Source organism: Kribbella sp. NPDC004138 (assembly GCF_053603655.1).
The window spans coordinates 1-19050 of record NZ_JBSGFZ010000030.1 but is presented as its reverse complement, the minus strand read 5'-3'; the positions used below and the strand labels follow the sequence as shown (position 1 = coordinate 19050).

Sequence of the window (19050 nt, the reverse complement as noted above, 5' to 3'; positions counted from 1 at the left end):
TCCAGAGTGTCGGATCTCGGCACCCGCCGATCGTCTCCAGAGTGACCGCTGTTCATCACCACGAGGAGAGAACCATGCCTACCACCGTGCCAGGCACCGTGAAGATCATCGACGTCGTCGTGTCCGACCTCGGCGCCGCGATCGAGTTCTACCGCCGCTTCGGGCTCGAGTTCGAGCGCGATCAGTACATGCCGGACGACCACGCCGGCTGCGACCTGCCGAACGGCCTGCACCTGATGCTGGACACCGACGAGGCCCGCGGCAAGATCACTGCCGGCTGGACACCGCCGGCGACCGGCCGGATCTTCCTGACCTTCGAGTACGGCAGCCCGGCGGAGCTCGACGCGGCGTACGCCGACCTGGTCGGGGCCGGCGTACCGAGCCTGCAGGAACCGTTCGACGCGCCGTGGGGGATGCGTTACGCGACCGTCGCGGATCCGTCCGGCAACGGTGTCGATCTCTACGCCGCCCTGCCCGCTTCGTGAGCCAGACTGTCCGGAAAGGAGGTGCGTGGGTGAAGTACGTGCTGATGTTCATCGAGACCGAGGAGTTCGCGAAGGAATTCGCGGCGCTGGGACCGGGCGAGCAGGAGGAGGCGTACCGGCGGGTGTACCAGTGGTTCGAGGACCACAAGGACAAGATCACCGACCGCGGCTCCAAGCTGCAGGGCCCGGAGACCGCGACCACGGTCCGGCTCGACGGCGGACGGGTGATGACCACCGACGGGCCGTTCATCGAGGGCAAGGAAGTCGTGTCCGGGTTCACCGAGATCGAGGTCGAGGACCTCGACGAGGCACTGCGGATGGTGCGCACCTGGCCGGCCTGCCCGGTGGTCGAGATCCGGCCGGTCGAGCAGATGTGACGAGGCCCGAGGACGAGCTGGCCCGCGTGGTCCGGGACCACGCCGGCCGGCTCGCCGGTGCGCTCGTCACGCTGCTCGGCGACTTCGCCGCCGCGGAGGACCTGGTCCAGGACGCGGTCGAGATCGCGCTCAAGCGCTGGCCTGTCGAAGGCATCCCGGAGCGGCCGGACGCCTGGCTGTTCACGGTCGCGAAGCGGCGCGGTCTCGACGTGCTGCGCCGGCAGCAGAACTACCGCGCCAAGCTGGCCGCGCTCGAGCCGCCGGTGCAGCCGCCGCCGGACGACAGATTGCGGCTGATCTTCACCTGCTGCCACCCGGCGCTCGCGCGGGAGGCGCAGGTCGCGTTGACGCTCCGCGTGGTGTGCGGTCTGACGACCGCGCAGATCGCGGCGGCGTTCCTGGCGTCGGAGTCCGCGGTCGCGCAACGGATCACGCGGGCGAAGCGCAAGATCACCGACGCGGGCATCCCGTACCGGATCCCGCGCGCCGACGACCTGCCCGAACGTCTCGACGAAGTGCTGACGGTGATCTACCTGCTCTTCAACGAAGGCTACTTGTCGAGTACGGCGGACCGTGCGCACTCGCGGGACCTCGTCGACGACGCCGAATGGCTGACCGCACTGCTGCACGGCCTGCTGCCCAACGAACCCGAGGTGGGCGGCCTGCTCTCCCTGATCCGCCTGCACCGGGCCCGCACGGCGGCGCGGTTCACGCCGGACGGCGACATTGTCCTGCTCGAGAACCAGGACCGCACCTCGTGGGACCACGCCGCGATCACCGAAGCGACGGCACTCCTGACCCGCACCGCACGCCGTCACCACGCACCCGGCCCGTACCAGCTCCAGGCGGCCATCGCTGCCTGTCACAGCGAGGCCCGTACCTGGTCCGAGACGGACTGGCCGCAGATCCTCGTCCTGTACGACATGCTGCTCACGTTGCAGCCGACACCCGTCGCCGGACTGCACCGAGCAATCGCGCTGTCGTACGTCCGTGGGCCTGCGGACGCTCTGGCTGAGCTCGACGGGTTGGCGGGCGATCTCGAGCACTACCCGCTGTTCCACGCGACCCGGGCCCAGCTGCTGCGCGATCTCGGCCGCGACGGCGAGGCCCGGACCGCCGACGGTCGCGCGGCGGAGCTGACCACCAACCCGGCACAGTTGGGGCTGCTCAACGAGCGGCTGGCCCGCTGACCGAGCATCCTTGCTCCATGGGTGCGGAGGGGCGGGGGGAACGGCTGTGGTTTCTCGACTGGCTGCGGGCGCTGGCGGTGGTCGGGGTGTTCGTGTTCCACACGCTGCGGCCGTTCGACGACGGCGACTGGCATGTGAAGAACGCGGAGACCAGCGAAGGTATCTCGATCGGGATCGCGTTCCTGGGACTGTGGGGGCTGGCGTTCTTCTTCATGATCTCCGGCTGCGCCGCCTGGCTGGCCCTGCGGTGGCGGGCCGCGCCGCAGTTCCTCCGCGAACGGTCACTGCGATTGCTCGTCCCGTTCGTCGTCGCGTACGTGCTGCTCTCGCCGCTGCAGTACTTCATCGAGGAGCACCACAAGGGACGCTCGACGGCGTCGTTCTTCGGTGACGTCCAGACGTTCTTCAGCGACCTCGGTGGTGATGCGCCGCTGTGGCTGCGGGACACGTACCACCTGTGGTTCCTCGTCTACCTGATCCAGTTCGCCGTGCTCGGGCTACCGCTGTTCCTGCTGCTGCGCGGCAGAACCGACTGGATCGCGCGGCGCTGCCGGCGGCGCGGGTCGATCCTGCTGCTCGCCGTACCGCTCGTGCCGGTCCATCTGCTGCTGCTCGCCGCGCCCGGTCCCGAGCACGGTTGGGGCGAGTTCGTGTTCTTCTTCGACTTCTTCGTCGTCGGCTACCTGGTGATGTCGGACGAGCGCCTGCTGGCAGCGGTACGACGGGACGCCGTACCGGGGCTGCTGCTCGGCGCCGGTGCGTTCGTGCTCGGCGTCGTGACCGGCATCATCGACTTCCTCGACGGCTGGTGGCCGGACCCGGGCTACTCGTGGGCGTACCTGTGGTACTCGCCGCTCATCACGCTCGCCGTGTGGGGCTGGCTCGTCGCGGTCCTCGGCCTCGGTCTCCGCGCGCCCGCGCTCCAGCGTCCGCTACCGCCGACGCTCGCGCGGGCCGCGATGCCGTACTTCATCGTCCACCAGCCGGTGATCCTCGCGATCGCGTACTTCGTCGTCACCTGGGACGCGGGCATCGGGCCGAAGTACGCCGTACTCCTGCCCTCCGCCTTCGCCGTCTCCGCGCTGCTCGCCTGGCTGCTCTCGTCCGTCCCGGGTGTCTCGCAGCTGTTCGGGGTCAAGAAGACCCTGGAGCGGATTTAGACGCTGCGCAGCACCGAGACCACGATGCCGAGGATGGTGGCGTTGTCGCCGTCGATGACCTCGTACGCCGGGTTGCGGGGCTCCAGGTAGACGTGGCCGTTGCGGCGGCGGTACACCTTCACGGTCGCCTCCTCGTCGATCATCGCGGCGACGATCTGGCCGGAGTGGGCCTCGGACTGCTGGCGGACCACGACGATGTCCCCGTCGCAGATGGCGGCGTCGATCATCGACTCACCGCGGACACGCAGCCCGAACACGGTGCCCCGGCCGGTCAGCCCGCGGGGGAGTTGGAGGACGTCGTCGACGTGCTCGACCGCGGAGATCGGCGTACCGGCCGCGATGTCGCCGACCACCGGCACCGGCACGTTCTCGTCGCCCGTGGCGCGCGCGGCCGGCTCCTGCAGGAACATCCGCACGTCGATCGGCCGGGAGACCGACGGACTGCGGCGGAGGAACCCTTTCTCCTCCAGGCTGGCCAGGTGCTTCGACACCGACGACGAGGAGCGCAGCCCGACCGCGTCGCCGAGCTGCCGGCTGCTGGGCGGGTATCCGTGCCGCGTCACCCAGTCCCGGATCACCACCAGGATGCGTTGCTGCCGCTCCGGGAGCGCGCCGGTGTCCAGGTCGCCGAACAGGTCGAGATCAGTCACCGCGAAATCCTAGAGCACCCCGGCGATGAAAGAGTGGAGCTGTGGACGGACCGGGAAGTCGTGTGCTGGACGCGTTCGATTTGTCCGAGCCCGCCGTACGGCTGGCGGGTGGACAGGGGGAGACCTGGCGGTCCGGTGACGTCGTACTGAAACGCGCTGACGCCGAGGCCGCGTGGCGCGCCGACGTGTTGGACGCGTTGCCGGAGTCCAGGGATTTCCGCGTGCCCCGGCCGGTGCGGGCTCGCGACGGTGAGTGGGTCGCGTTGGGGTGGGAGGCCACGGAGTTGCTCGCCGGAGCGACGGACGTCAGTCGGCAGGACGACGTACTCACGGCGGCCGCCGCGTTCCACGAAGCCGTTGCCGACCTGCCGCGGCCGTCGTTCCTCGACACGCGCCGTGATCCGTGGGCCGACGGTGACCGGGTGGCCTGGCGCGAGCAGTCGGCCGACGGAAGTCCGGCGTACGTCGACCTGGTCGGGCCGCTCGCTGCGGCGTGGCGGCCGGTGGAGCTGAGGTCGCAGCTGGTGCACGGCGATCTGCCGGGGAACGTGATGTTCGCCGACGGTCTCCCGCCGGCGATCATCGACTGGCCGGTCTACTGGCGTCCACCGTCCTGGGCTGCGGCGGTCGCCGTCGCGGACGCCCTGTGCTGGTACCGCGCGACACCGGATCTCGCCGCGCGCTGGGCGCACCTGCCGGAGTGGGGGCAGATGCTTGTCCGGGCGCTGATCTATCGCCTGACCACCGACGAACTCGCCGGTGGCGCCGCGACCTGGACCGAAACCCGGCGCGCGGCCTACGCGCCGGTGATCGAGCTGGCCGTCTCGTACGCTGCCTGATCGGTCGCGGCGCGTTTCCTGCCCGCGGCCCGGGCGGCGAGCGGAACGGTGCCGAAGGCAAGGACTCCGAGCGCGGCCCCGATCCAGCCGACGGCGGAGTAGCCCGCGCCGGCGTCCAGAGCCAGGCCGCCGAGCCAGGGCCCGACCGTGATGCCGACGTTGAACGCCGAGATGTTGAATGCGGCCGCGAGCGTGGGCGCGGAGCCGGCGACGCTGAACACCCGCGAGTTCACCGCCGGGTTGGTGGCGAAGCCGAAGGTGCCGACGCCGATGATCGCCGGTACGGCGAGCCATGGCGTCGCGGTCGCGAGTGCGACGACGACCGCGGCGGCGATCACCCCGGTCAGGCTGATCACGAGCGTGCGGAACGGTCGCCGGTCCGCGGTCCGTCCGCTGATCGTGATCCCGGCCAGCGCGCCGACGCCGTACAGCGCCAGGATCACCGGCACCCAGGTCGCGGACAGGCCGGTCGTCTCGGTGAGCAGCGGAGCGAGATAGCTGAAGATCACCAGGATCGCGCCGGTCGACAACGCCGTCGTCCCGTACGCGAGCCACAGCTGCGGGTTCGCCATGCTCCGCAGCTCGAGGCGCAACCGCGGCGCCTCCGTCGCACGCCCGCCGGGGATGGTGGCGACGACGCCGGCGATCGCGAGGACCGACAAGACGGCGACCGCCCAGAACGCCGATCGCCAGCCGAGGTGCTGACCGAGGAGCGTGCCGGCGGGGAGCCCGACGATCGTGGCCACGGTCAGACCTCCGGCCAGGATGCTCATCGCCTTGGCCCGCGCCGCCGGTCCCGCGAGTTCGATCGCGGTCACCGACGCGACCGCCCAGAATCCGGCGTACACGAACGCCCCGGCCACGCGGGTCGCGACCAGCACGCCGTACGACGAGGTGAGCGCGCCGGCCACGTGAGTGAGCGCGAAGACGGTCAGGAAGGCGAGCATCGCGGCGCGCCGGGACCAGCGCAGTGTGGTGACGGCCAGGATCGGGGCGCCGACGAGCATGCCGACCGCGAACGCGGAGATCAGCAGCCCGGCGGCCGGGATCGAGACCTCCAGGTCGGTCGCGATCTCGGGGAGCAGACCGGCGAGCATCAGCTCGGACGTGCCCTGGGCGAAGATCGCGAGCCCGAGCAGATAGACAGCGCGAGGCATGAGGGTCCTCTCGGAAATCAAGCTGATAATGGATCGATCGGTGCAAAAAGCGGGCAGGCGACTGCCCGGGGGAGATGCGGTTCAGAAGCTGCGCAGGGTGGCCTCGACGACCACTCGCTGGCTCTCGGGGGTCGCGCCACGCCGGGCGGCCACCCGGAGCCCGCCGAGAACGGTGAAGACGTACGTCGCCAGCCCGGCCGCGTCCGGCTCCGGGTCGAGCTCGCCGGTGGCCTGTGCCGCCCGGAGAGCAGTGGTCAGGGCGGCGAGCTTGACGTTGTGGTCGCGGTCGAGGAGCTCGACGATCTCGGCGTCCTTGGGGCCGAGCTCGACGATCGTGTTGATCACGAAACAGCCCGCCGGGTCGTCGGGATCCGGCTCCACCGCGGTCCACAGGATCCGCCGGACCCGCTCGCGGATCGGAAGCGTCGCGTCCTGGATGACCTCGAGCTGGGCGGCGGTGAAGCGATCGGCGTACCGCCGCAGGGCGCGGTCGAACAGGTCGCGCTTGCTGGTGAAGGTGTTGTAGATGCTGCTCCGGCCGAGGCCCGTCGCCGCACACAGGTCCTGGGTCGAGGTGGCCTCGTAGCCCGATCTCCAGAACACCCGCATCGCGGCGTCCACGGCGCGGTCCTCGTCGAACGTCCTCGGTCTCGGCATGCCGCCGAGCCTAGCACGTTTTGGACCGATTGATCCAAAATATCCTCCCCGGCGGGTGATCTCCCACCGCCGATAGCATCTGCGCATCGAGGCGAGTGCCGGAAGCTCTTCGACAGTGCGGCGGCGCTCGCCTTCACTTGGGGGGACCGTCCATCGATGAACTGAGGAGCATTGTGAGGTTGTTCAGACCTGGGGTGCTGGCACTTGCCCTCGGCCTGGTCGCCGGAGTCGCCGCGAGCGCACCGGCCACCGCTGAAGACACGAAGACCGTCTCCTACCGCGGCTATCAGGTGACCGTGCCGGCCAGTTGGCCGGTCGTCGACCTGGCCGCGACTCCGTCCGCCTGCGTCCGGCTCGACCAGCCGGCCGTGTACCTCGGCCACAGCACGGCGCAGGCCGACTGCCCGGCGCACCGCGTCGGCCGCAGCACCGGCCTGATCCTGGAGCCGCTGACCACGGCGCAGCCGTCCACCGACGGCCTGCTCCGGCGCGCGGTCGCGGATGCCGGCGTCCTGGCCACGGCGTACTACGCGCCGGGCGCCGAGCAGACCGCGAGCGACCTGCTCGCCACCGGCCGGGTGGTGACGAAGACCTCGTCGGCGCGGGTCGCCCAGCAGGCTGCGGTGACGCCGACGATTGTTGCGACGGGCAACTACGCGGGCGACGGTTTCGACGCCTGCACGGCGCCGTCGCAGAGCACGATGGATGCCTGGCGCCCGAAGTACCAGGGCATCGGCATCTACATCAGCGGCGGCTTGCGGGCGTGCGCGCAGCCGAACCTGACGTCCAGCTGGGTCACGACGAACGCGAGCAAGGGCTGGCAGTTCCTGCTGATCGACGTCGGCCTGCAGGCGCCGTGCACGACGTACAACAGCCGGATGTCCTCGGTCGCGTCGACCGCGCTGATCCAGGGCAAGAATGCGGCGATCAACGCGGTCACGGCGGCGCAGGCGCTGGGGTTCGCCCAGCGGAGCGCGATCTACAGCGACATCGAGGCGTACACGTCGACGGCCGCTTGTGACGCCGCGGTCCTGTCCTACCTGAGCGGGTGGACGCAGGAGCTCAACGCCCGCGGGTACGTCGGCGGTGCGTACGTCGGCGCCACCTCCGGCGCGAAGGCGCTGGTCGGCGCGTACGCGAACACGGCGTACACGCGTCCCGACAACATCTGGGTCGCGCAGTGGAACCGCACGCCGGGCACGATGTCGATCCCGGCGACGTACTGGAGCAACCACCAGCGCGTCCATCAGTACGACAACGTCACCGAGACCAACGGCGGCGTGACGCTGAACATCGACAAGGACTACCTGAACCTGACGGCTCCGCCGCCGCCGGTCACCAGCTTCACCGTGTCGGGCGGGGTCGCGGCGGCCACGCTGCGCTGGACGCAGCCTGCCAACGTCACGCTCGGGCAGATCATGGTCCGCGCCGCGTCGGGCTCGACCCCGCCGCAGCTGCCGACCGCGGGTACGCCGATCTACAACGGCACGGCGAGCCTGTTCACGCACACCGGGCTCGCGAACTCGGCCAGCTACGCGTATCGCGTGTGGGTGAAGAACAGCGCCGGCAAGATCAGCCCGGGTGTCGATGTCCGGCTGGTCGGGACGAAGGCGACGTTCGGCGCGAGTTCGGCGTCGATCATGTACACCGGTGCGGTGACGCTGTCGATGGGCGTCACGCGGCTGGACGGTGCGGCGAAGATGGCCGGCGTGCCGGTGGTGCTGTACTCGAAGGCCAAGAACGCGACCAAGTGGTCGACGGTCGGGTCCTTCACGACCGACGCCAACGGGGTCGTCTCGACGTCGCAGAAGCCGGCTGTGTCGACCTACTACATGTGGGGCTACAACGGTGGCGCCGGCCTGCTCGGGACGCGGAGCGCCACGGCGCTGGTGCAGGTCCACCCGGCGATGTCGGCGTACCTCGTGCCGGGCGCGATCACGCTCGGCGGATCGAGCCTGCTGTACGGCTACCTGAACCCGGCACACGCCGGTACGACGGCGTACCTGCAGCGTCGTTCGGGTACGTCGTGGGTGGCGGTGACGACCGGGAAGCTGACGACGAACGGCAAGTACGCGTTCAGCCTCAAGCCGACCGCCCGTGGCACGTACACCTACCGCGTGGTGTGGCTGGCCGACGCGGACCACCAGGGCACGCAGACGGCGTCGAAGGTGCTGACGGTCAGCTAACCGGCGAGGTCGGCCGCCGCACGTCGCGCAAGTTCGATCGCGTGCGCCGCGAGCGGCGAGTGGGTGCGGCCGGCCTGCCACAGCAAGAAGATCTCCCGCGGCGGGAGCTCTGGCGTGAGCTCGTGCAACGCCAGGCTCTCGTCGTCCCGGAGTACGGCGAGACGCGGTGCCAGAGCCGCACCGAGACCGGCCCGGACCATCGCCAGCAGCGCCTCGTTGCCCTCGGTGCGGAACACGAACTGCGGGTGGATGCCGCGGGCGTTCAGGAAATCCTCGACGACGGCCTGGTGGCAGATCGCGGGGTGCGCGACGAGCGGAAGCCCGTCGAGTTTCTCGAGCGGGATCGGTCCGGCGGGGAAGTCGCCGGGGCGCGCCACGAGCACGTACGGGTCGTCGAGCAACTTCAGGTCCTCGATGCTGTCTCCGGTCCGCCCGTCGAAGAACATCAGGTCGAGCCCGGTCAGGTCGGGATCGTCGGTCTCCTCCTCGAACAGCCGGATGTCGCAGCCCGGATGCGCGTCGCGCAGCTCCCGGATCACCCGCGGCAGCAACGTGTTCGAGACGGTCTGGAAGGTGCCGATGTCGATCCGGCTGTCGCCCGCCCGGAACCGCTCGATCCCGTCACGCATGTCGTCCGCGCGGCGCAAGAGCTCGCGGCCGTGCCGCAGCACGACGGCGCCGAGCGGAGTGATCCGGACCGGCTTCGGCCCGCCCGGCCGGTCGAACAGCGGACCGCCGGCGGTCTTCTCGAGGACGGCGATCTGCTGGCTGACGCTCGACTGGGTGTACCCGAGCCGGCTCGCGGCCCGTCCGAACGACCCCTCGTCGGCGACGGCGGCCAGCGTCGCCAGATGACGCAACTCGTACATGCGCCGCACTCTATCGCCAATGGCGATCGCTTTGATAAGAATCAATCGCTTTTCACGATGATGCGCCGGATCCTACGGTCGTGTCATGACCACCTACCGAGTCCATGACATCGAACTCTGCGCGGAGACGTACGGCGACCCGGCCGACCCCGCGATCCTGCTGATCCACGGCGCCGGGGCGTCCATGCTGTGGTGGGACGCCGAACTGTGCGCCGAGCTCGCGAGCCGCGGCCGCTTCGTCATCCGCTACGACCAGCGCGACACCGGTCGCTCGACCTCGTTCCCGGTCGGCGCGCCCGGGTACGCGATGAGCGACCTGGCCGCGGACGCCGTCGGCCTGCTCGACGCGCTCGGCGTCGCGCAGGCGCACGTGGTGGCGCAGTCGATGTCCGGCGGGACGGCACTGATGCTCGGCCTCGATCACCCGTCGCGGGTCGCGTCGCTGACGTTCGTGTCGAGCAGCAGCGGCGACGAGGGCCTGCCGCCGCCGTCGGCGGACATGCCGCGGCTGGGTACGCCGGACTTCGGTGATGCGGCCGCCGTGGAGGAGTACGTCGTACGCTCGATCGAGGCCGAGGCGGCAGGGCACTTCGACGAGTCGGCCGCCCGGGCGTTGGTCCGCGACGACATGGCTCGTACGAAGGACTACGAGGCCGCGCTGACGAACCACTTCGCGATGGACTTCGATGCCCCGCGCAACGGGGGCTTCGGCGACCTGGCGGTGCCGGTGCTCGTCCTGCACGGGGACGCCGACCCGCTGCTGCCGCTGCCGCACGGTGAGTCGATCCGCGACGCGGTGCCCGGGGCCCGGCTCGTCGTCCTGCACGGCATGGGGCACGGACTGTCGGCGCCGTACTGGAAGACGTTCGTGGACGAGGTGACGCGATGAAGTACGCGATCTGGTTGCCGCTGTTCGACGAGCTGTCCGACCCGCTGCTGGTCGCGCAACTGGCGGCGGCGACCGAGGAGGCCGGCTGGGACGGGTTCTTCCTCTGGGACCAGCTGTGGTGGCGGCCGCCGGTGCGGGAGGTCTCGGATCCGTGGATCACGATGAGCGCGATGGCGACCGCCACGGAACAGCTGCGGATCGGTCCGATGGTCTCGCCGATCGCCCGCCGGCGGCCGGCCAAGCTGTTGCGCGAGACAACGACCTTGGACCGGCTCTCGGGCGGACGGCTGATCCTCGGGGTCGGGCTGGGCAGCGACCGGTTCGCGCAGGAGTACTCCAAGACCGGCGAGGAGATCGACGACCGGATCCGCGCCGAGCGGATGGACGAGTCACTCGAGATCCTCACCGCCGGGTGGACCGGGGAGCCGGTGCGGCACCACGGCAAGCATTTCCTGGTCGACGACGTGCAGTTCCTGCCGCGCCCGGTCGCCGGCCGGGTACCGGTGTGGCTCGCGGGTTTCCCGGGCAACGCGAAGCCGGTCCGGCGCGCCGCACGGTACGACGGCTTCTTCCCGGTCAACCTCACCTCGCCGGAGCAGGTGGCGGCACCGGCCGCCGTACTGCGTGAACTGCGCGGCGACCTGGACGACTACGACATCGCGGTCGCGCTGGAGCCGGACGTCGATCCGCGTCCGTACGCCGATGCGGGCGCGACCTGGTGCCTGATGGACGTCGACCCGGTGACGCTGCAGCTCGCTGACGTCCGCGCACTGATCGCCGCGGGTCCGCCGAAATAGCGCGTGTGCCGGCCGGCTCCTCGGGTACCGGATGACGTCCCTGCTACCCGAGAGGAGTTCACGATGCCGAAGATCGCGTTCCTGGTCGCTGCCGAGGGGATCGAGCGGGTGGAGCTCACCGAGCCCTGGAAGGCCGTGCAGGATGCTGGTCACGAGCCCGTCCTGCTCAGCCCCGAGACCGGTCAGGTACAGACTTTCAATCATTTGACCGCCGCGGAGACGGCACCTGTCGATCAGGCTGTCGGTGATGCGTCGGTCGACGACTTCGCCGCGCTCGTGCTGCCCGGGGGAGTGGCGAACCCGGATGCGCTGCGGACCGACGAGAAGGCGGTCGCATTCGTCAAGGACTTCATGGCCTCGGGCAAGCCGGTCGCGGCGATCTGTCACGCGCCGTGGACGCTGGTCGAGGCGGACGTCGTGCGCGGGCGGCGGATGACGTCCTGGCCGAGTCTGCGGACGGATCTGCGCAACGCGGGCGCCGACTGGGTGGACGAATCCGTCGTCACGGACGGCAACCTGATCACCAGCCGCAAGCCCGACGACCTGCCGGCCTTCAGCAAATCGCTACTGAGCGCACTCGGTTGATGGGGTGTTGCTCTTCGGAGCATAGGTGTCTAATCGAAGGGATGCTGTAGTTCGGGAGGGTGCATGGCCAGTGTCAGCGGGCATGCCGGGGTCACCGAGCGCACCGGAACCGCCGCGGTCCAGGGGAGCCGGCGGCCGCTGGGGAAGGTGATCGGCCGGCTGTTGTCGACGACCGACCACAAGGTGATCGGCCAGTTGTACCTGGTCACGTCGTTCGCGTTCTTCCTGATCGCCGGCGTGATGGCGCTGGTGATCCGGGCGGAGCTGGCCAAGCCGGGTCTGCAGATCGTGAACGAAGAGGTCTACAACCAGCTCTTCACGATGCACGGCACGATCATGCTGCTGCTGTTCGCGACCCCGCTGTTCGTCGGCTTCGCCAACGTGATCATGCCGGTGCAGATCGGGTCGCCGGATGTGGCGTTCCCGCGGCTGAACATGTTCAGCTACTGGCTGTTCCTGTTCGGCGGCCTGATCACGCTGAGCGCGTTCGGCACCCCGGGCGGCGGGGCCGACTTCGGCTGGACGGCGTACTCGCCGCTGTCGGGCGGGGAACGCTCGCCGAGCGTCGGCGGGGACCTGTGGGTGATGGGTCTGTGGATGGCGGGCCTCGGCACGATCCTCGGCGGCGTCAACTTCATCACCACGATCATCACGATGCGTGCGCCTGGTATGACGATGTTCCGGATGCCGATCTTCACCTGGAACGTGCTGGTCACGTCGATCCTCGTGCTGATCGCGTTCCCGATCCTGGCGGCGGCGCTGCTGGTGCTGGAGGCGGATCGTGCACTCGGGGCACACGTCTTCGACGCGGCCAATGGCGGACCAATACTCTGGCAACACCTGTTCTGGTTCTTCGGGCATCCAGAGGTGTACATCATCGCGCTGCCGTTCTTCGGCATCATCACCGAGATTCTCCCGGTGTTCAGCCGCAAGCCCATCTTCGGGTACTACGGCCTGGTCGCGGCGACCCTCGCGATAGGGGCGCTGTCGATCGCGGTGTGGGCGCACCACATGTTCGTCACCGGCTCGGTGAACCTGCCGTTCTTCTCGTTCATGACGTTCCTGATCGCGGTCCCCACCGGGGTGAAGTTCTTCAACTGGATCGGCACGATGTGGGGCGGCTCGGTGTCGCTGGACACGCCGATGCTCTGGGCGGTCGGCTTCCTCGTCACGTTCCTGTTCGGCGGTCTGACCGGGATCATCCTCGCGTCGCCGGCGCTGGACTACCAGCTGAACGACTCGTACTTCGTGGTCGCGCACTTCCACTACGTGGTCTTCGGCACGGTGGTGTTCGCGATGTTCGCCGGTTTCTACTTCTGGTGGCCCAAGCTGACCGGCCGGATGCTGGACGAGAAATGGGGCAAGCTGCACTTCTGGCTGCTGTTCATCGGCTTCCACACCACGTTCCTGGTGCAGCACTGGCTCGGTGTCGAGGGCATGCCGCGGCGCTACGCGTCGTACGGCGCCAATGAGGGCTTCACCACGTTGAACGAGGTGTCCAGCGTCGGCGCCGTCATCCTGGGCGCGTCGATGCTGCCGTTCTTCTACAACATCTACAAGTCCCGCCGCTCGCCTCGCGTCGAGGTCGACGACCCGTGGGGCTGGGGCCGCTCGCTCGAGTGGGCCACCAGCTGCCCGCCGCCGCGGCACAACTTCGTCAAACTGCCCCGGATCCGCTCGGAGTCCCCAGCCTTCGACCTCCACCATCCATCACTGGCGCTCGCCGAGTACGCGCACAACCCGACGCCTGGGGGCAAGCTGCTGGACGCGGGAGAGGACCAGGGGCGGGTGGAACATCTGAAGGGCGAGACTGAGCACGAGACCGAGCAATAGTCAGGCCGGCAGGCGCTCGAGCAGGCGCGTCAACTGCTGCTCGGTCCGCTGCGGCGACGGGCTGGTGGACGCCAGCAGGTCCAGGGCTTGGGTGTAGGTCTCGACGTCGTCGCGCTTGTCCAGGTAGAGCGCGCTGGTGAGGTGCTCCAGGTAGACGATGTCGGGCAGGTCGCGCTGCGGGAAGCGGAGCAGGCTGAACGCGCCTCCGGTGGCGGCATGACCTGAACTTTCCAGCGGGATGATCTGGACAGTCACATTCGGCCGGGTTATGGCTTGGCGCAGGGCGTCGAGCTGGTCGCGCAGCACCGCGGTGCCGCCGATCGGACGGTGCAGGACGGCCTCTTCGATAACGGCCCAGAGCTTGAGCGGCGGCTCGCGGTCGAGCACCCGTTGCCGTCGTCTGCGCAAGGCGACGAGCCGCTCGATCTCGCTGTCGGCGCGCGGCCCGCTGGGGGAGAGCTGCGCGACGGCGCGCGCATAGTCGGCGGTCTGCAGCAGGCCCGGGACGAACTGGATCTCGTAGGTGCGGATCAGCTCAGCGGTGGCCTCGAGCCCCAGATACGCGTCGAACCACTCCGGCGTCACGTCGCCGTACCGATGCCACCACCCCGGGTCGTTGGCCTCGCGGGCGAGCGCCAGCAGGCGGTCTCGCTCACGCGCGTCCTGCACGCCGTACAGAGTCAGGAGGTCGGCGACGTCGCGCTCCTTGAACCCGACCCGGCCGAGCTCGAGACGGCTGATCTTCGACTCCGAGGCCCGAATCGCCCAGCCGGCGTCGGTCCGGGAAACGCCGGCGCGCTCACGCAGCTCCCGCAGATGACCCCCCAGCATCATCCGCAGAGCCGTCGGCCCCACCACACTCCGCCCCGCCATACCCCGAGTCTACATGATTTTCGAACAAATGTTCCCATGCAGTCTCAGCTCACCCGGGTCCCCACTGTCATGTCTCAAGACATCGGTGACGAATCAGTATCAGGACATCGGTGACGCTTCCGGGGCACTTGGTGGCGACACTTCTTCGGCCCGGCGCGCAAGGCATGTCCTTCCGGATCTGCCGAGTTCAGGAAGTTGCTCAGCCGACTCGATCGGCTTCGGCCTGGGGTCTGAAGACTGCTCGGTTCGGATACCGTCAGGCCATGCCCGGTTGGGAGAGTTTGCGCGTGGACCGATTCCGCCGAGACCCACGCCGCGTCAGGCTAGGCGTTTGGGAGCGCCCGCGGGCCGGGGGGTGCTGCGTTCCACGTCATGCACGACTGGGGTGTGTCCGAAGGTGAACCACTACTAGCGATGGCACTCCTAGCATTCGGGACAACATGGCTGATCTACCTCGTACTCGCGGCGGTCAAGTCTCGGACCAGCCGCATCGGTGCGGCCGGCGCGATCAGTGGCGTACTGCTTTCCACGGTGACCTTCTTCGTTCGTGGGCTAGCCGCCGGTACCAGCCTCGACGGCATGCTGTACGGCGCAGCGCTGCTGTCCACTGCCATCCTCTTGATAACAGGTGGCGATCCATCACTCATGTTCGATATTCATCAGATGAAGGGAAAGCAGTTCCGACGACTGTCCAAGCAGGAGCAACCACGGGTCAAGGCCCGCGACCTGCGCTCGGGTATCGCGCAATTCGCCTTCATAGCCATCGTTATCGTCGGCGCAGCCCTGTACGTCGGATTGGGATGGACCTTCCTGGACTAGCACGCGCCGCACACCTTGGCGCTCAGATCGGTCGATCCCGTGATCCGTCGGATCATCCGCGACGACTTGACGGATCGCCGACACACGGATTTGCCGAATTGAGTGCGTTTCGACTCGCTGCCGTTGACAGGCGCAGTTAACCGTCTCCAGGGCGGGGTGGCTCGTGACCGTGTCTGTCAGGGTCTTGGATCCAGAAGGTGGTGTCGCGGTAGCGCCACCAATACAGGACAGTGCGGTCGTCCGGCCATGCGGTCAACTGGACGCCGCGTGGTTCGAACTTGTCCTGGCGAGGATTGATGGGACGCCAACTCGGGTCGACGGGCTCGTCTTCCTTAGCCGCGCGAACGTGCGGGATGGACCGTTCGTCGCTGGCGTCAACTTGCTGGAAGTTCAGTTGGGCTTCGATCAGGGAGGCCTTGTTGGCGCCGCCGTGCCAGTCCGGCCAACGGAGTTGGATCGCGTCATCTTCCCAGAAGCACACTGGGCAGATCAGGTGCGAACCTGGCGGTTCCCCGAGGGTTAGATGCCCGCAGCAGACACACGGATACTTGACGATCACGCCGGATAGGGTAGGTGCACATTGGCCCGGGCCCGCAACAGCGCGCGCCACGCCCCAAGCGGCTGGGCCCAACGCACGGACAGGCCGCCGAGAGGAAAGTTGAGGCGTCTGAGGTCGCACCACACTAGCCTCTGCACCTATGAGCGAAGCATTCCGGGCCGAAGAAGTGTGGCGGCCGATCGACTACGCCGAAGCCTGGGCTGGTTTCGACGCTCGCTTCGACTTCAAGCCTGACTACTACGAGCATGTTTTACCTGCTACCCGGCTCCCGGACGTCTGTGTTGTGATCGACCTCGCTCCCGTGTTTGCCCACGAGGGCGTCCGGTTCGCGGCCGCCGAAGCGGCGATCACTGCGGCTGCCCTCCGGAACTTCGTGTGGCTCACCGACGAGGAAGAGTTGACCGCCTTGGACTGGCAGCACACTCCATACCGCTACTTGCCGGCCAGACACGCTCTCGCGGACGTCGGATGGCTCGACACCGGTGTTCACTACCTCTAAGGATCGGCGCCGCCCGCCGAGACTGGCCACGTTCGTCCATCCGCAAACGCACTGATCAGCCGCTGTCGGGACGGCCGATAGCGTCCGACTCTGCCGCGGTAAGGGCCACGCGAGAGCTATCGAGTGGTGTCGCGGGAGACGATCAGAGTGCCGACAGGCACGTCACCCGCGTGTGCGCCGCGCAGGAAAACAAAGGGCCCTTCTTCCGGAGACTCGTCGCCCACCGGATAGTCCACATGCGCGGCGTCGACGAGGACCCGTGTGCCGTCGGGCTTCGTCAATTCGGCTGAGAACTCCACCACCCATGACGCTCCGAACGGCGGAGCCGCCGGCCCGGTGACCAACGCGCCGAACACAACGATGAACTCACCGGCACGTGGTCCGGTCGGCTCGTAGACCCGGCCGTCGGTCACGAACTCAATCGGGCGGTATTGCGCCATCCATGCCCCCATCCTCCAACGAGCGCCGGTGCCCATGCCGCCGGATGGTAAGGCTGCGCTCATGCCGATGGTCGGCCAAGATCGGTTCACATCGCCTTCCGATGCCAAAACCTGATGCCACGTGCGCGATGAGGAGTGCGTATAGGTCGGCGCCCCTTGGCATGCAAGACGTCCGGATTTGCCGCCGAGAGTGAAGGGCGCTCATGCCGATGAGCGGATGCTCAGGAGCAACGTCATCTGCCGGGTATCGGACCTACTCAGTCCAGATTGCGGTAGCGCCACCAGTTGCCGTCGACGGGCGAGAACGGCTGCGGAGAAGTTGCTCGTAGGAAGCGCTCATCCAGCGCCTTCACCTGGACCGAGATGCGCTCGGCTCGTCTGCCGCCCCGGCGCATCAATGATTCAAGCTCGTCACGTGCGTCGAGACCCTCAGCGCCGTCACAAGCGGGACAGCCGATCGAAGTTCGTCGAACCAGCTTCGGCCCGCTTGACGATGTGCTCCCACCGCCGCAGCAGCCATTGCATACGGAGGCCGTTGGCAGTTCTGGCATCGCGGGGCCGATGAGGTATCCCGCGCAACTCATTCCTCGTCATCTGCTGCGCCGTAACGTGACGCGACCCGGTGCGGGTTTCGGCCATGGTACCTCGGCGGCGGACGCAGCGACACGCGATGCACTCATTTTGCCGCGTCCGTGAAGCACGCTCTGCCGATGACAGAGCGTTGCCGGCGTGCGATGAAGCTGCCCTGTGGCAACCGGTGCAGCCAGCGTCATTCCGCCCAGACGACGCGCTGACTGGGTGTCTTCCCGACCGTGTTCAAGGCGCCTGCACCAGGGTGGGCACCTTCCAGGTTCCGTCGAGTACCTCTGGCCGTGGTCGGTAGAGGCGGACCAGGAAGTTCCAGCCCTCCGGGGTGGGGATTGCGTTGGCCCGCGGGTCGTTGGGGTCGGTGACGAACCGGACCGTGATCGACCCGTTGTCGTTCGGGACTCCAGTGATGTTGTTGACCGTGTAGCGGCCGCTGCCGTTCGGCTCGAAGTAGCCCCGGGCGTTGTAGACCGAGATCGACCAGAAGGCATCAACGGGGACGTCCTTGAGGGTCAGTTCGTAGTCGCCCTTGTCCACGCGCGGCTCGACGCCAACATAGGCGGCCTCCCTGGTCGGCAGCCCGCCCCACCCGGCGGCGGCGCCGAGCAGGTAGCGGACCGGGTCGACCTCCTCGCGGGTGCCGAACATCCGGTCGAACCCGGTCACGTACTTGGCGAGCTGGAGCAGCCCATCGCGGGTGCCGTCGAAGCTGACCCTGTCGTAGTCGGGGGAGACGAACGGCCGCGCCGACCCGGCCTCCAGCATGATCTGGTCCTGCAACCGGGAGACCTCGGCGATGTCGCCCTCCTCAGCCGGGTCGACCAGGGTCCGCACACCGACCAGGACGTAGTCGGTGTCGAACTGGTCGACGGTCAACTCGTGCGCGCCGGCGCCATGGAAGATCGCGTTGACGTAGTGGTCGTTGTTGACCACCATCGCAGACATGTAGCGCTCACTCGCATCGGGCAGGGTCACCCGTGCTCCGGCGGAGATGTCGACGACGGCGAAGCTGTAGAGGGTGTCGCGGTTCAACCGGATGACGGTCTGCTCGTCGATGGGTGCGGGCTCCCGGTTGTGCCGGAACGTATTGATCCCCCCGGCACCGGCCTGGATGCCGGCGAACATCCGGTCCGTCTCGGCACGTGCAAAGTTGTCAATGCTGACCGTGATCGCCATCCGACCCTCCCTGCCGCGGTGTCCTGCCGGAAGCCTAGGCGGACCTCGGGCCCAGATCTACGAGCCCTCGAACCAGGCACCCGCCTGAGTGAGCCGCGGCGGCCAGCGGCCTGCCACGCAACTCAGCCCCAGCCACGGCTTGCGAACGTTGGAGCGGCGGCGTTCGCGGAAGTTCCATTCAGCCACGCGGTCATCGGTTTCGAAGCCTCAGGCATGGCCTCGAAGAAGTGACCAAGCCAGATCGCCACTACGGCGTGTTGGTGGGCGGTGCCGGGGGTGTGTGGAGCACCTGCCGGTGTCCCATTGGCACGTCGGCTCATGCCGCAGTGGGCCTGCCCCGTTTTGACGGACATCCGAGATCAGGAGCTTGTGCTCCGGAAGGATGTTCATCATGGAGTCCATGGGCAAGAAGAAGCCGCGGC

At 68.3% G+C, this 19050-nt stretch carries 20 protein-coding genes; 12 read left to right on the top strand and 8 right to left on the bottom strand.

What is annotated here, in order from left to right; all coding sequences use genetic code 11:
- Positions 1-74 precede the first annotated feature (74 nt).
- From ACWEOO_RS34595 to ACWEOO_RS34580, 4 genes are read left to right on the top strand one after another with little or no spacing between them, the layout of a single operon-like run.
- On the top strand, positions 75-485 hold the full coding sequence (locus tag ACWEOO_RS34595; protein WP_452146632.1) for a VOC family protein: 411 nt from the start codon (positions 75-77) through the stop codon (positions 483-485).
- 29 nt (positions 486-514) lie between these two features.
- Entirely contained in the window at positions 515-862 is a 348-nt protein-coding gene (locus ACWEOO_RS34590; RefSeq protein WP_359928662.1) for a YciI family protein, read from the top strand.
- Positions 859-2052 carry an RNA polymerase sigma factor gene (locus tag ACWEOO_RS34585; RefSeq protein WP_452146631.1) on the top strand — a complete coding sequence of 398 codons (1194 nt, stop codon included), beginning with the start codon at positions 859-861 and terminating at the stop codon, positions 2050-2052. Before ACWEOO_RS34590 ends, ACWEOO_RS34585 begins: the two co-directional genes overlap by 4 nt.
- 17 nt (positions 2053-2069) lie before the next feature.
- Positions 2070-3212 (top strand): acyltransferase family protein, encoded by a 1143-nt coding sequence (locus ACWEOO_RS34580; protein WP_452146630.1) that lies wholly within the window; start codon positions 2070-2072, stop codon positions 3210-3212.
- Here the strand turns inward: ACWEOO_RS34580 and lexA are convergent.
- Complete coding sequence (gene lexA / locus ACWEOO_RS34575) at positions 3209-3862, bottom strand: transcriptional repressor LexA (RefSeq protein WP_452146629.1); 654 nt, start codon at positions 3860-3862, stop codon at positions 3209-3211. The two genes, ACWEOO_RS34580 and lexA, sit on opposite strands and share 4 nt — an antisense overlap.
- A gap of 41 nt (positions 3863-3903) precedes the next feature.
- Here lexA and ACWEOO_RS34570 point away from each other — a divergent pair, with 41 nt between their 5' ends.
- Complete coding sequence (locus tag ACWEOO_RS34570) at positions 3904-4701, top strand: TIGR02569 family protein (RefSeq protein WP_452146628.1); 798 nt, start codon at positions 3904-3906, stop codon at positions 4699-4701.
- Here the strand turns inward: ACWEOO_RS34570 and ACWEOO_RS34565 are convergent.
- Both ACWEOO_RS34565 and ACWEOO_RS34560 read right to left on the bottom strand, forming a co-directional pair.
- Positions 4659-5858: a Cmx/CmrA family chloramphenicol efflux MFS transporter gene (locus ACWEOO_RS34565; RefSeq protein ID WP_452146627.1), complete on the bottom strand. Its 1200-nt coding sequence runs from the start codon at positions 5856-5858 to the stop codon at positions 4659-4661. The genes ACWEOO_RS34570 and ACWEOO_RS34565 overlap by 43 nt on opposite strands.
- 81 nt (positions 5859-5939) lie before the next feature.
- Positions 5940-6515 (bottom strand): TetR/AcrR family transcriptional regulator, encoded by a 576-nt coding sequence (locus tag ACWEOO_RS34560; protein WP_452146626.1) that lies wholly within the window; start codon positions 6513-6515, stop codon positions 5940-5942.
- A gap of 179 nt (positions 6516-6694) precedes the next feature.
- Between ACWEOO_RS34560 and ACWEOO_RS34555 the strand changes: the two genes are divergently transcribed.
- Positions 6695-8701, top strand: a complete 2007-nt coding sequence (locus ACWEOO_RS34555) for a glycoside hydrolase domain-containing protein (RefSeq protein WP_452146625.1) — start codon at positions 6695-6697, stop codon at positions 8699-8701.
- Here ACWEOO_RS34555 and ACWEOO_RS34550 read toward each other — a convergent pair.
- Positions 8698-9570, bottom strand: coding sequence for a LysR family transcriptional regulator (locus tag ACWEOO_RS34550; RefSeq protein WP_452146624.1), 873 nt, complete (start codon positions 9568-9570; stop codon positions 8698-8700). The two genes, ACWEOO_RS34555 and ACWEOO_RS34550, sit on opposite strands and share 4 nt — an antisense overlap.
- Before the next feature lie 85 nt (positions 9571-9655).
- Here ACWEOO_RS34550 and ACWEOO_RS34545 point away from each other — a divergent pair, with 85 nt between their 5' ends.
- From ACWEOO_RS34545 to ctaD, 4 genes are all read left to right on the top strand, one after another.
- The gene (locus ACWEOO_RS34545; RefSeq protein ID WP_452146623.1) at positions 9656-10459 is read left to right on the top strand and encodes an alpha/beta fold hydrolase; all 804 of its coding nucleotides are present in this window, start codon (positions 9656-9658) and stop codon (positions 10457-10459) included.
- Positions 10456-11256, top strand: coding sequence for an LLM class flavin-dependent oxidoreductase (locus tag ACWEOO_RS34540; protein WP_452146622.1), 801 nt, complete (start codon positions 10456-10458; stop codon positions 11254-11256). Before ACWEOO_RS34545 ends, ACWEOO_RS34540 begins: the two co-directional genes overlap by 4 nt.
- Positions 11257-11319: 63 nt before the next feature.
- On the top strand, positions 11320-11841 hold the full coding sequence (locus tag ACWEOO_RS34535) for a type 1 glutamine amidotransferase domain-containing protein (protein ID WP_452146621.1): 522 nt from the start codon (positions 11320-11322) through the stop codon (positions 11839-11841).
- 63 nt (positions 11842-11904) lie between these two features.
- Positions 11905-13674, top strand: a complete 1770-nt coding sequence (gene ctaD / locus ACWEOO_RS34530) for an aa3-type cytochrome oxidase subunit I (protein ID WP_452146620.1) — start codon at positions 11905-11907, stop codon at positions 13672-13674.
- Here the strand turns inward: ctaD and ACWEOO_RS34525 are convergent, their stop codons facing one another.
- Positions 13675-14547, bottom strand: coding sequence for a helix-turn-helix domain-containing protein (locus ACWEOO_RS34525; protein WP_452146619.1), 873 nt, complete (start codon positions 14545-14547; stop codon positions 13675-13677). It abuts the gene before it with no gap.
- 372 nt (positions 14548-14919) lie between these two features.
- On the opposite strand from ACWEOO_RS34525, the gene ACWEOO_RS34520 reads away from it, so the two are divergent.
- A complete protein-coding gene (locus tag ACWEOO_RS34520; protein WP_452146618.1) occupies positions 14920-15366 on the top strand; it encodes a hypothetical protein in 447 nt (148 codons plus the stop codon).
- Between the two features lie 136 nt (positions 15367-15502).
- Here the strand turns inward: ACWEOO_RS34520 and ACWEOO_RS34515 are convergent, their stop codons facing one another.
- Complete coding sequence (locus ACWEOO_RS34515) at positions 15503-15925, bottom strand: CPCC family cysteine-rich protein (RefSeq protein WP_452146617.1); 423 nt, start codon at positions 15923-15925, stop codon at positions 15503-15505.
- A gap of 139 nt (positions 15926-16064) precedes the next feature.
- Between ACWEOO_RS34515 and ACWEOO_RS34510 the strand changes: the two genes are divergently transcribed.
- A complete protein-coding gene (locus ACWEOO_RS34510) occupies positions 16065-16424 on the top strand; it encodes a DUF2716 domain-containing protein (RefSeq protein WP_452146616.1) in 360 nt (119 codons plus the stop codon).
- Positions 16425-16540: 116 nt separating this feature from the next.
- Here ACWEOO_RS34510 and ACWEOO_RS34505 read toward each other — a convergent pair whose 3' ends face one another.
- Positions 16541-16864, bottom strand: coding sequence for a hypothetical protein (locus ACWEOO_RS34505; RefSeq protein ID WP_452146615.1), 324 nt, complete (start codon positions 16862-16864; stop codon positions 16541-16543).
- An 816-nt stretch (positions 16865-17680) separates the two neighbouring features.
- Positions 17681-18628: a DUF1214 domain-containing protein gene (locus ACWEOO_RS34500; RefSeq protein ID WP_452146614.1), complete on the bottom strand. Its 948-nt coding sequence runs from the start codon at positions 18626-18628 to the stop codon at positions 17681-17683.
- Between the last annotated feature and the right edge of the window lie 422 nt (positions 18629-19050).

Coding starts and splice junctions, on each gene's coding strand:
- ACWEOO_RS34595 (WP_452146632.1), top strand. CDS start 75: ATGCCTACCACCGTGCCAGGCACCGTGAAGATCATCGACGTCGTCGTG.
- ACWEOO_RS34580 (WP_452146630.1), top strand. CDS start 2,070: ATGGGTGCGGAGGGGCGGGGGGAACGGCTGTGGTTTCTCGACTGGCTG.
- ACWEOO_RS34565 (WP_452146627.1), bottom strand. CDS start 5,858: ATGCCTCGCGCTGTCTATCTGCTCGGGCTCGCGATCTTCGCCCAGGGC.
- ACWEOO_RS34560 (WP_452146626.1), bottom strand. CDS start 6,515: ATGCCGAGACCGAGGACGTTCGACGAGGACCGCGCCGTGGACGCCGCG.
- ACWEOO_RS34550 (WP_452146624.1), bottom strand. CDS start 9,570: ATGTACGAGTTGCGTCATCTGGCGACGCTGGCCGCCGTCGCCGACGAG.
- ACWEOO_RS34545 (WP_452146623.1), top strand. CDS start 9,656: ATGACCACCTACCGAGTCCATGACATCGAACTCTGCGCGGAGACGTAC.
- ACWEOO_RS34540 (WP_452146622.1), top strand. CDS start 10,456: ATGAAGTACGCGATCTGGTTGCCGCTGTTCGACGAGCTGTCCGACCCG.
- ACWEOO_RS34535 (WP_452146621.1), top strand. CDS start 11,320: ATGCCGAAGATCGCGTTCCTGGTCGCTGCCGAGGGGATCGAGCGGGTG.
- ctaD (WP_452146620.1), top strand. CDS start 11,905: ATGGCCAGTGTCAGCGGGCATGCCGGGGTCACCGAGCGCACCGGAACC.
- ACWEOO_RS34525 (WP_452146619.1), bottom strand. CDS start 14,547: ATGGCGGGGCGGAGTGTGGTGGGGCCGACGGCTCTGCGGATGATGCTG.
- ACWEOO_RS34520 (WP_452146618.1), top strand. CDS start 14,920: ATGCACGACTGGGGTGTGTCCGAAGGTGAACCACTACTAGCGATGGCA.
- ACWEOO_RS34510 (WP_452146616.1), top strand. CDS start 16,065: ATGAGCGAAGCATTCCGGGCCGAAGAAGTGTGGCGGCCGATCGACTAC.
- ACWEOO_RS34505 (WP_452146615.1), bottom strand. CDS start 16,864: ATGGCGCAATACCGCCCGATTGAGTTCGTGACCGACGGCCGGGTCTAC.
- ACWEOO_RS34500 (WP_452146614.1), bottom strand. CDS start 18,628: ATGGCGATCACGGTCAGCATTGACAACTTTGCACGTGCCGAGACGGAC.